Genomic DNA, 10,634 nt, shown 5'->3' on the forward strand with positions numbered 1-10,634 from the left:
ACCATGGACTCCATCGGTAGTTTTCGTCTACGAATAGTCGCAACTCCAGCTTGATTCAAGCCTTGTTCGATAAGAGCAGGATCGAGAACATCAGCAAGACTTTGAAAGTCAGTACGGCTGTTAAGGGAAACGGAGGCAAGAGCATCTGAAAGTTGCATAAAAAAATCCGGAATCATTAACTGATTCCGGATTATGTCAGCCTCATAGGATCGTTCAACTGATCCTTAACTGATCGGCATTACGCCCATGCGTACCTTTTCATTGTAGCTAGAATCGGTCCGCTCCATCAGCAAGCAATCCGGTAAGATAAATACGGTCATATATAACACAAAATATTAGCAACAGAACCATATTCTCTGTCAATGTCTCATCTTGTTCTATATTCTTCATCATTCTTTTAATATGTTACAACTATCACTATGTGTACCTATAATTATTTGTACTATTCGTAAGTTAAGACAGCGCATCTGTTATCTGACTTGTCATTCGATATTATTACCTTAAATAATATTTTCCCCAACAAATCAAGAGCCTGCATTAGTTCTCATGCATTCATACCATGCTAGACAGCCAATACTGAACAAAGAAAAAGTAACCGTTGGGTACGAATTGCTTTTTCGAGACGGGCCAGATAACTGCTTTCCGGATATCGGTGATGAACAAGCAACCAATCGCTTATTAATCGATAACTTTATTACGTCTGGTTCATTGCAAATTACTGCGGGTAAATGGATTTTTGTAAATTTTCCATATACCAGTTTGATTCAGCGCACTCCACTGATGTTTCCTAAAAAGAGTTTCGTCATTGAAATTCTTGAAACCTGTGAGCCAACAGACGAATTGTTAGAAGCCGTGACAGAACTCCACCAGAAAGGTTACATGCTGGCTCTGGACGACTTTATCCCAAGTAAAGAATGGAATCGTTTTTTACCCTATATTCATATTGTTAAGTTCGATTTACGTTCGACGCCTGTGGCGAGGGCTGGTTTTTTCATTCGTCGCCATAAAGCCAGCAACCTCAAGTTTCTGGCCGAAAAAGTGGAGAGCCATGAAGAGTTCATTGCGGCGTGTGACGCTGGATTTGACCTTTTCCAGGGCTTTTTCTTTAGCAAACCAGAGATGGTTCAGCGCAAATCTTTAGCCCCCTCGGCTTTAACGACGATCCGCCTCTATCAGGAGATTTGTCTGCCAGAGGTCGATTACGACAAGGTCGAAGGTATCATCGCCACCGATGTGTCGCTTTCCTATAAATTGCTGCGCCATGTCAACACCATGACATCAGCACGGACTGAAGCGATATCTTCGTTTAAACAGGCTTTAGTTTATCTGGGCGAAGAAAAACTACGACGTTTTATTTCCTTTGTTGCCGCCTCACATGCACTCGCAGACAAACCACAATCGTTATACACCTTGTCGCTGCAGCGTGCCCATTTCTGCGAACGACTGGGAATACTTGTCACCCCAAAAATTACTGGCAATCAGGCTTTTTTAACCGGGCTCTTTTCATTGCTTGATTCACTGTTGGATCAACCTATTGATGAACTGATCACCCTCCTGCCTTTAAGTGAAGAGGTTCAACAAGCACTGGTTAACCAGGCCGGGACGCTGGGTACCATTCTCAAATTAGCCACGGCCTACGATCAGGCCCAGTGGGACGATGTCAGCCAATACTGTAAACAGCTTGGCATAAATGAAACAAACGTTGCAGATCGCTATGACGAATCATTAAAATGGGCGACCTTTTTTGAAAAAGCAGCAACAAAATAATCATGTCAAACCCTCAAGAACCCTGCCCATGTGGTAGCCAGAAAGCACTGGCAGAGTGCTGCCAGCCGATACATTTGTCAGCGATACAAGCAGAGCATCCAGAGCAGCTTATGCGTGCCCGATACTGCGCGCATGTTTTAGGCTTAGTCGACTTTGTTGTCGCAACCTACCATTCAAGCTGTCAGGCCGAGCAGTACCGTGAGGCTATTGCCGAATCGGTGCACTCTCAATGGCTGGGGCTTGACGTGATCAGCAGTGAAATCGCAGATAACGGCGAAGGCTTTGTCGAATTCAAGGCCTATTACCAAGAGGGGAAAGAACAATACTGTTTACATGAGCGTTCTCGTTTTCTGAGAGAGCCTGTTAATGGTGATCAACAATGGTTCTACATTGATGGAAACTGTCCAGAATCATCGCCGCAAGAACCACCGTTATCACAAGAGCCGACTGCGCCAGCGATCAGCCCGGCAGTAAGTAATAAAGTTAACCGCAACGATCCTTGTCCATGTGGTAGTGGCAAAAAATTCAAAAAATGTTGCGGTTAATACCAACCGGAATAACGCCAACCATCTAAAATAAAACCAACCCTCTGAAAATAAGGAGTAAGTACCCGCTTACTCCTTGTATTGCCTAACATCCACATCTCCATCCCCATTAATGAACTGTCGATTTTATAATCAAAAATCGCACAAAAAACACTCAAGTTATGCATTCAGTTGTCGATATAATAATCAGACACTTTCAGTTTGATGAGGCAATGACATGATCAATCCGAACAACAATCTGCCTCCGCCCGCTCAAAAACAGCTCAAAAAAGTGACTCAGGCATCACTCATTGATGAACGACGACAGCGGGTAGAGCCAAAAAAAGAAGAGAGTAATGAACAGGCCAGTGATCAACCTAAAAAGAAACCGCGTAAAGGCCTGCTCGATATATATGTCTGAGAAAAGTCAGCTGACCAGTATTCCTCACTATAAAGTTCAAGATTACCAATTTACTTAATAAACTGATTATATAAACTTTTCCCGTTTTTTTTGCAGTCAGATTTTTACCATATCGCAACACTTAAAGATGATTTGAGTCTTTCCATAAATTTAATGTTGCAAAATCTGGCAAGCTTAGTTAGTGTGAAAGACAAGCATTAAGTAAATAATGATTTAGACAGAGTACATAATTATGCGTATCCAAATGGTAAACCTACATCACCATCATCATCCTGACTAGTCTTTCGGGAGGATACGCCTCACTCTGGAAGACAGCACTAAATCTTCCAGCGGTTGAGATGAATACAGAATTCAAACCCTCGGAAGAGCAACGCTTCCGAGGGTTTTTTCGTTTTAAGAGACAAAAAACATTCACGAATTTAGCTTTACAGAATTGAAACAAGGAAAATGACAATGCAAACACAACGACTACGAATTGCGATTCAAAAGAAAGGACGCCTGAGCAAAGAGTGCCAGAACCTGCTTAAACAATGCGGTGTCAAATTTAATCTGGTGGGTGAGCGTTTAGTCGTACACGCTGAAAACATGCCTATCGACCTACTTTTAGTTCGCGATGACGATATTCCTGGTTTAATCATGGATGGGGTTGTTGATCTGGGTGTCATCGGTGAAAACGAATTGGAAGAAGTCGGCCTTGAGCGATCAGCCCTCGGAGAGCCAAGTGAATACCAGAAACTTCGCCGCTTAGACTTTGGGGGTTGTCGATTGTCTGTCGCTATCGATAAAGACGAAACCTATAACGGTCCGCAAGATCTACAAGGCAAACGCATCGCAACGACTTATCCCCAGCTGGTTAAACGCTATATGGATGAGCAAGGCGTGACATTCAGCCCTTGTATGCTCAATGGCTCGGTAGAAGTCGCTCCCAGAGCTGGCCTCGCCGATGCCATCTGTGATCTGGTTTCAACGGGTGCCACCCTTGAAGCCAACGGCCTGAAGGAAGTTGAAGTGATCCTCCGTTCTAAAGCCGTACTGATCCAGCGTAATGGCGAATTCAGTGAAGAGAAACAAGCGCTGATTGAACGACTGCTTACCCGCATGCAGGGGGTTATCCAGGCCAAAGAATCAAAATACATCATGCTGCACGCACCAACAGAGTGCCTAGATAAAATCACGGCATTGCTTCCTGGTGCTGAAGATCCGACGGTATTGCCACTCGCTGCCGATAAAAGCCGCGTTGCCGTTCATCTTGTTAGCACTGAAAACCTATTTTGGGAAACAATGGAGCAGCTAAAAGCGCTTGGTGCCAGCTCAATTCTGGTTCTGCCAATCGAAAAGATGATGGAGTAAGGCAATGAAAACGGTTGTTTGGCAATCCCTGAGTGAAAACCAGCAAGAAACCTTGCTACAGCGTCCGGCGATTGCTGAGGGCGCAAACATCACCGCGATAGTTGCCGATGTGGTTGCAGATGTCCGTCAGCGCGGTGATGAAGCCCTGCTCGATCTGACAGAAAAATTTGACCGCGTACGTCCGGAATCCATTCGAGTCAGTGAAGCTGAAGTGACGGCAGCGGCATCACGCTAAGCGATAACATGAAGCAGGCATTGCAGCAGGCCTACCAGAACATCGCGACATTCCACCAAGCGCAAAAGATGGAAACCCTGCGCGTAGAAACCCAGCCAGGCGTCGTTTGTGAACAGGTTACCCGTCCGATCAATTCGGTCGGCCTTTACATTCCGGGCGGAAGCGCACCGCTGCCTTCAACAGTACTCATGCTGGGCATACCGGCTCAGATTGCGGGATGCTCTCAGGTAGTACTATGCTCACCACCGCCAATTGCCGACGAAATCCTCTATGTGGCTCAGCTATGCGGCATCAAAGAAATCTACAATGTCGGTGGGGCTCAAGCGATTGCGGCAATGGCATATGGTACAGAATCGGTAAGTACTGTTAATAAAATCTTCGGCCCGGGCAATGCCTTTGTAACTGAAGCCAAACGCCAGGTCAGTAATGACTTCCGCGGGGCGGCAATTGATATGCCGGCAGGCCCGTCTGAAGTATTGGTGATTGCTGACAGCACTGCCGAACCAGCGTTTATTGCAGCAGATCTGCTTAGTCAGGCTGAACACGGCCCGGATTCCCAAGTCGTGCTGGTAACACCAGACCCTAGTATTGCCGACCGGGTTGCTGATGCCATTCAACAACAGCTTAAAGAACTCCCTCGTGCCGATATTGCGCGTCAGGCATTGGGCTCAAGTCTGTTGATTGTTGCAGAATCACTGACGCAATGTATTTCGATTTCTAACCACTACGGACCTGAACACCTGATTGTACAAACCCGGGCTCCAAGAGAATTGGTGCCGTTACTTGATAATGCCGGTTCGATTTTCTTAGGTGACTGGTCACCGGAATCAGTCGGTGATTACGCCTCGGGCACTAACCACGTATTGCCGACCTATGGCTATACCCGTACCTATTCAAGCCTGGGCTTAGCCGACTTTTCTAAACGCATGACGGTACAGGAATTAACAGCAGATGGCCTTAAAACTCTTGCCCCGACCGTAGTTACGATGGCGGAAGCTGAAGGGCTTGATGCACACAAGCGCGCAGTGACCATTCGTATAGAGAAACTGCAGCAACAAGACGCGTGTAAAGCATCGCAAGTTAACGAGAAAGAGGCGTAATCATGACTATCGCACAACTGGCACGGAAAACCGTACGCGAACTTACGCCTTACCAGTCTGCTCGACGCTTGGGTGGGTGTGGTGACATCTGGCTCAATGCCAACGAATCGCCATTTGCCAACGAATACAACATCAATTGCAGCCGCCTGAACCGTTATAGTGAATGCCAGCCAGCAGATCTGATCCAGGCCTATGCTGATTATGCCGGTGTGCAAAAAGAGCAAGTGCTGACTTCACGTGGTGCCGATGAAGGCATCGAGCTGCTAATTCGTACTTTTTGCGAGCCAAACCAGGATAGCATCCTATACTGCCCGCCGACCTATGGCATGTATGCCATCAGTGCAGAAACGTTCGATATTGCAACCAAAACGGTGCCGTTAACCGCTGATTGGCAGCTGGATTTACCCGCTATTCAAGACAATCTTGATGGCGTTAAGTTGGTGTTTGTTTGTAGCCCTAACAACCCTACCGGTAACTTGATGAAACGTCAGGATATCGAAGCGCTACTCGATATGACAGCCAATAAAGCATTAGTGGTCGTCGATGAAGCCTATATCGACTTTTGCCCCGAGGCCTCAACCGTTGATCTGCTAAACCAGTACCCGAATCTAGTGATCCTGCGCACTCTGTCAAAAGCATTTGCTTTAGCCGGGCTGCGTTGCGGCTTTACCTTAGCCAACAATGATGTCATCGAGCTATTATTAAAAGTAATTGCTCCTTATCCGGTGCCTGTACCTGTGGCTGACATTGCCGTTCAGGCACTGTCTCCGGCAGGACGAGCAAAAACCAAATTTCAGGTCTTGGATCTCAGCGCTAATCGCGCTTATCTGCAGGCAGGATTAGGCATGTTGCCAGGTGTGACCATCTATGACGGCTATGGCAACTACCTGCTGGTGAAATTCCCCGATGCAGACGCCTTATTTAACGCGTTATGGGAGCACGGCATCATTCTTCGACGCTCCCCCATTGAGAACTGTATTCGTATTAGTGTCGGCAACCGCGATGAATGTGAAAAAACACTGGCATTCATCCGTAAGCAGCTACAACAGTAAGGAAACACATTGTGAGCAAGGAAAAGATTTTATTTATCGATCGTGACGGCACCTTAATTGTTGAGCCACCTATTGATTTTCAGGTCGATCGGTTAGACAAACTGAAACTCGTACCGTTCGTGATCCCGGCGTTGCTTCAACTGCAAGATGCTGGCTATAAGCTGGTTATGATCACCAATCAGGACGGCCTCGGTACAGATAGCTACCCGCAGGCGGATTTCGATGCTCCGCACACTATGATGATGGAGATCTTTGAATCGCAAGGGGTGAAATTTGACGATGTCCTTATCTGTCCACACTTTGATGATGAAAACTGCACCTGCCGCAAGCCTAAACTAGGCCTTGTTAAAGGCTACCTGCAGCAGGGACGTGTCGACTTTTCAACATCGGCCGTGATTGGCGATCGTCCAACCGATCTGCAGCTGGCTGAAAATATGGCCATTCGCGGCATTCTTTACAATCCGCAGCCCCTCGATGAAAAAAGTATGAACTGGCAACAGATCGTTATAGATCTCACATCCACCCCAAGGATCGCCGAAGTGGTTCGCACCACCAAGGAAACCGACATCCGGGTGAAAGTGAATCTCGATGAAACCGGAGGCAACAAGATTGAAACCGGTCTGGGATTTTTTGACCACATGCTTGATCAAATCGCTACCCACGGTGGTTTCCGCATGGAACTTACCGTCAAAGGTGATTTGCACATTGACGATCACCACAGCATTGAAGATACCGCGCTGGCCTTAGGCCAGGCGCTAAAAGAAGCGTTAGGCGATAAACGCGGCATTGGCCGCTTTGGCTTCAGCCTGCCAATGGATGAATGTCTGGCGCAATGTGCATTAGATCTATCTGGACGCCCGTACCTGAAATTTGACGCAACATTCGGTCGTGAACAGGTCGGTGATTTGTCAACGGAAATGGTACAACACTTCTTCCGCTCATTGACCGATACCCTGGCCTGCACGCTGCACCTGTCTTCGACCGGTGACAACGATCACCACATTGTCGAGAGCCTGTTCAAAGCCTTTGGACGCACGCTACGCCAAGCGATTCAGGTCGAAGGTAACGAATTACCAAGCAGTAAAGGAGTGCTGTAATGGTGAGCAAAAACCAGAAGGTTGTCATCATTGATACTGGCTGTGCCAATGTCTCTTCGGTACGTTTTGCTATCGAGCGCTTGGGCTACACGGTCACCGTCAGCAAGGAGCCGAGCATCGTACTGGCTGCCGACAAATTGTTTTTGCCAGGTGTCGGCACCGCCAGCGAGGCGATGAAGAACCTGCAGGAGCGCGACTTGGTCGAGCTCGTCAAGCAGGTCGACAAGCCGCTGCTGGGGATCTGTTTGGGAATGCAATTGCTTGGAGCATTATCGGAAGAACAAGGCCAGAGCGGTACAGAGCTCGTTTCATGCCTTGGCCTCTGCGATGCACCAATAAAGAAAATGCAGACTGGTGACTTGCCACTGCCTCACATGGGCTGGAATACCATCACACCCGTTGACGGTCATCCGCTGTTCAAAGAGATCCCTGCGGGTAGCTACTTCTATTTTGTTCACAGCTATGCCATGCCGGTCTCTGAGATGATATTTGAAGAAAATGGTTATACCATCGCACAGTGTGAATATGGTCAGCCATTTAGCGCGGCGATCCAGAGCGGTAACTACTATGGGGTGCAATTTCACCCGGAGCGTTCAAGCAAAGCAGGCGCTCAGTTAATTAAAAACTTTTTAGAGATGTAAGGACGAGATAAAAGGACCTTATGATGATTATTCCCGCGCTCGATTTAATTAACGGTCAAGTTGTTCGTCTGTTTCAGGGAGATTACGGACAAGTTACTGAATACAAGGTAGATCCGGCTGAACAATTCAAACTTTATAACCAGGCTGGAGCCGACTGGCTGCATTTGGTTGATTTGACAGGTGCCAAAGATACCTCTGCCCGTCAGCTTGATCTGATCCGACAGTTACTTGCCGGCACCCCGGCCAATATTCAGATTGGCGGTGGTGTTCGCACCGAAAAAGACGTCGCTGATTTATTGGAAGCCGGGGCACAACGTGTTGTTGTCGGCTCTACCGCGGTCAAACAGCCAGAACTCGTTAAAGGCTGGATGGAAAAATACGGTCCGGAGCACATCGTATTAGCACTGGACGTCAACATTGACGACGACGGCAACCGTAAAGTCGCTATCTCAGGCTGGCAAGAAGATTCAGGTGTCAGTATTGAAGCTCTGCTGGATGATTTCCTCACTGTGGGTCTGAAGCATGTGTTATGCACAGATATCTCTCGTGACGGCACACTTGCCGGTTCTAACGTCGAGCTGTATGTCGATCTTTGCGCCCAGTATCCGCAAGTTCAATTCCAGTCATCCGGTGGTATTGGCGGCCTGCAAGATATCGAAGCCTTAAAAGGCAGTGGTGTCGCCGGTGTCATCGTGGGTCGCGCTTTGCTCGATGGTAAGTTTACCGCCGAAGATGCCTTCCAGTGCTGGAACAACTAACAAACAAGGAGTAATCGCATGCTAGCAAGAAGAATCGTTCCTTGTTTAGATGTCCGTGACGGACAGGTGGTCAAAGGGGTGCAATTTCGAAACCACGAGATCATCGGCGACATTGTCCCGCTTGCCAAGCGTTACGCCGAAGAAGGTGCCGATGAGCTGGTTTTCTACGATATCACCGCCTCAAGTGATGGCCGCGTGGTTGATAAAAGCTGGGTAGCCCGTGTGGCAGAAGTCATCGATATTCCTTTCTGTGTCGCAGGCGGCATCAAGTCAGCCGAAGACGCTAGCCGCATCTTGCAGTATGGTGCCGATAAAGTATCAATCAACTCCCCTGCTCTCGCGAACCCGGAATTAATCACAGAGCTTGCCGATAAGTTTGGTGTGCAATGTATTGTGGTCGGTATTGATTCCTATTTTGACGCTGAAACAGGGAAATATCAGGTTTACCAATTTACCGGTGATGAAGCGCGTACTAAAGCGACCCAATGGGAAACCCGAGACTGGGTACAGGAAGTACAGAAACGTGGTGCCGGTGAAATCGTGTTAAACATGATGAATCAGGATGGCGTACGTAACGGTTACGATCTAAAGCAACTCAACATGGTTCGCGAAGTCTGCCACGTACCGCTAATTGCCTCCGGCGGCGCAGGTGAGATGGTTCACTTTGCTGATGCCTATAAAAAAGCGAATGTAGACGGCGCACTTGCAGCATCCGTCTTCCACAAACAGATCATCAATATTGGTGAACTTAAGCAGTATCTAAAAGAACAGAATGTGGAGATCCGACTATGAGCCTTGTAACAGCGATTAATTGGGAAAAGGTAGACGGATTAGTCCCGGCGGTTATTCAGGATAACACCAGCGGTCAGGTACTGATGCTGGGTTACATGAACCAGGAAGCCCTAAATAAGACATTAGAAACCCAACAGGTGACCTTCTGGTCTCGTACCAAGAACCGCCTGTGGACCAAAGGGGAAACCTCCGGCAACGTCCTTGAGCTGAAAAGTATCAACTTAGATTGTGATCAGGACACTTTATTAGTAAAGGTGAAGCCGGTTGGCCCAACCTGCCACCTGGGCACCCCAACCTGCTTCGACAATGATGCCGAGGGCAAACCAGAACAACCTGCACTGGTGTTCCTTCATCAACTTGAGCAAGTACTGGCTAGTCGTAAAGGTGCTGATCCCGAGTCCTCTTACACTGCCAGTCTCTACGCCCGTGGCACCAAACGTATATCGCAAAAAGTGGGCGAAGAAGGCGTTGAAGTCGCGCTTGCGGCAACGTCGGGCGATAAGGCGGAGTTAGTCTGTGAATCTGCTGATCTGATTTATCACCTGATTGTTCTGCTGCAAGATCAGGATCTAACTCTGGCCGATATCACCGCCAAGCTTCAGGAGCGCCACAATAAATAATACCGATGGGTATTATCAGAACACGCTATAAATTTGATGCATAAAAAAGGAAGCTTACGCTTAATGCCGATCAGTTAAGGATCAGTTGAACGATCCTATGAGGCTGACATAATCCGGAATCAGTTAATGATTCCGGATTTTTTTATGCAACTTTCAGATGCTCTTGCCTCCGTTTCCCTTAACAGCCGTACTGACTTTCAAAGTCTTGCTGATGTTCTCGATCCTGCTCTTATCGAACAAGGCTTGAATCAAGCTGGAGTTGCGACTATTCGTAGAC

The 10,634-nt window shown here is 47.6% G+C and carries 11 protein-coding genes, 1 pseudogene and 1 other annotated feature; of the genes and pseudogenes, 11 read left to right on the forward strand and 1 reads right to left on the reverse strand.

Annotated features, from left to right (window positions below):
* Positions 1 to 176 (reverse strand): transposase domain-containing protein (locus L4D76_RS27730; protein ID WP_428444076.1); only part of this gene is annotated, 176 nt, incomplete at its 3' end.
* 370 nt (positions 177 to 546) lie between these two features.
* On the opposite strand from L4D76_RS27730, the gene L4D76_RS27735 reads away from it, so the two are divergent.
* From L4D76_RS27735 to hisIE, 11 genes and pseudogenes are all read left to right on the forward strand, one after another.
* On the forward strand, positions 547 to 1,767 hold the full coding sequence (locus tag L4D76_RS27735; RefSeq protein WP_428444066.1) for an EAL and HDOD domain-containing protein: 1,221 nt from the start codon (positions 547 to 549) through the stop codon (positions 1,765 to 1,767).
* A gap of 2 nt (positions 1,768 to 1,769) precedes the next feature.
* Positions 1,770 to 2,312, forward strand: coding sequence for a YchJ family metal-binding protein (locus L4D76_RS27740; RefSeq protein WP_428444067.1), 543 nt, complete (start codon positions 1,770 to 1,772; stop codon positions 2,310 to 2,312).
* Positions 2,313 to 2,529: 217 nt separating this feature from the next.
* Positions 2,530 to 2,712, forward strand: a complete 183-nt coding sequence (locus L4D76_RS27745; RefSeq protein WP_428444068.1) for a hypothetical protein — start codon at positions 2,530 to 2,532, stop codon at positions 2,710 to 2,712.
* Between the two features lie 255 nt (positions 2,713 to 2,967).
* Positions 2,968 to 3,104, forward strand: a sequence feature (His leader region).
* Positions 3,105 to 3,165: 61 nt separating this feature from the next.
* On the forward strand, positions 3,166 to 4,062 hold the full coding sequence (gene hisG / locus L4D76_RS27750; protein ID WP_428444069.1) for an ATP phosphoribosyltransferase: 897 nt from the start codon (positions 3,166 to 3,168) through the stop codon (positions 4,060 to 4,062).
* Positions 4,063 to 4,066: 4 nt separating this feature from the next.
* Positions 4,067 to 5,397 (forward strand): annotated as a pseudogene (gene hisD / locus L4D76_RS27755) (histidinol dehydrogenase).
* A gap of 2 nt (positions 5,398 to 5,399) precedes the next feature.
* Positions 5,400 to 6,449 carry a histidinol-phosphate transaminase gene (hisC, locus tag L4D76_RS27760; RefSeq protein ID WP_428444070.1) on the forward strand — a complete coding sequence of 350 codons (1,050 nt, stop codon included), beginning with the start codon at positions 5,400 to 5,402 and terminating at the stop codon, positions 6,447 to 6,449.
* Positions 6,450 to 6,460: 11 nt separating this feature from the next.
* Positions 6,461 to 7,546 (forward strand): bifunctional histidinol-phosphatase/imidazoleglycerol-phosphate dehydratase HisB, encoded by a 1,086-nt coding sequence (gene hisB / locus L4D76_RS27765; RefSeq protein WP_428444071.1) that lies wholly within the window; start codon positions 6,461 to 6,463, stop codon positions 7,544 to 7,546.
* On the forward strand, positions 7,546 to 8,187 hold the full coding sequence (gene hisH / locus L4D76_RS27770) for an imidazole glycerol phosphate synthase subunit HisH (protein WP_428444072.1): 642 nt from the start codon (positions 7,546 to 7,548) through the stop codon (positions 8,185 to 8,187). Before hisB ends, hisH begins: the two co-directional genes overlap by 1 nt.
* Positions 8,188 to 8,210: 23 nt before the next feature.
* On the forward strand, positions 8,211 to 8,945 hold the full coding sequence (gene hisA, locus L4D76_RS27775) for a 1-(5-phosphoribosyl)-5-[(5-phosphoribosylamino)methylideneamino]imidazole-4-carboxamide isomerase (protein WP_428444073.1): 735 nt from the start codon (positions 8,211 to 8,213) through the stop codon (positions 8,943 to 8,945).
* An 18-nt stretch (positions 8,946 to 8,963) separates the two neighbouring features.
* The gene (gene hisF, locus L4D76_RS27780; protein WP_428444074.1) at positions 8,964 to 9,737 is read left to right on the forward strand and encodes an imidazole glycerol phosphate synthase subunit HisF; all 774 of its coding nucleotides are present in this window, start codon (positions 8,964 to 8,966) and stop codon (positions 9,735 to 9,737) included.
* A complete protein-coding gene (gene hisIE, locus L4D76_RS27785) occupies positions 9,734 to 10,357 on the forward strand; it encodes a bifunctional phosphoribosyl-AMP cyclohydrolase/phosphoribosyl-ATP diphosphatase HisIE (RefSeq protein WP_428444075.1) in 624 nt (207 codons plus the stop codon). Before hisF ends, hisIE begins: the two co-directional genes overlap by 4 nt.
* The last annotated feature ends 277 nt before the right edge of the window (positions 10,358 to 10,634 follow it).

This window comes from Photobacterium sagamiensis (genome assembly GCF_050337085.1).
Classification (GTDB): Bacteria; Pseudomonadota; Gammaproteobacteria; order Enterobacterales; family Vibrionaceae; genus Photobacterium; species Photobacterium sagamiensis.

Coding starts and splice junctions, on each gene's coding strand:
- hisF (WP_428444074.1), top strand. CDS start 8,964: ATGCTAGCAAGAAGAATCGTTCCTTGTTTAGATGTCCGTGACGGACAG.
- hisG (WP_428444069.1), top strand. CDS start 3,166: ATGCAAACACAACGACTACGAATTGCGATTCAAAAGAAAGGACGCCTG.
- hisIE (WP_428444075.1), top strand. CDS start 9,734: ATGAGCCTTGTAACAGCGATTAATTGGGAAAAGGTAGACGGATTAGTC.
- hisA (WP_428444073.1), top strand. CDS start 8,211: ATGATTATTCCCGCGCTCGATTTAATTAACGGTCAAGTTGTTCGTCTG.
- hisC (WP_428444070.1), top strand. CDS start 5,400: ATGACTATCGCACAACTGGCACGGAAAACCGTACGCGAACTTACGCCT.
- L4D76_RS27740 (WP_428444067.1), top strand. CDS start 1,770: ATGTCAAACCCTCAAGAACCCTGCCCATGTGGTAGCCAGAAAGCACTG.
- L4D76_RS27735 (WP_428444066.1), top strand. CDS start 547: ATGCATTCATACCATGCTAGACAGCCAATACTGAACAAAGAAAAAGTA.
- hisH (WP_428444072.1), top strand. CDS start 7,546: ATGGTGAGCAAAAACCAGAAGGTTGTCATCATTGATACTGGCTGTGCC.
- L4D76_RS27745 (WP_428444068.1), top strand. CDS start 2,530: ATGATCAATCCGAACAACAATCTGCCTCCGCCCGCTCAAAAACAGCTC.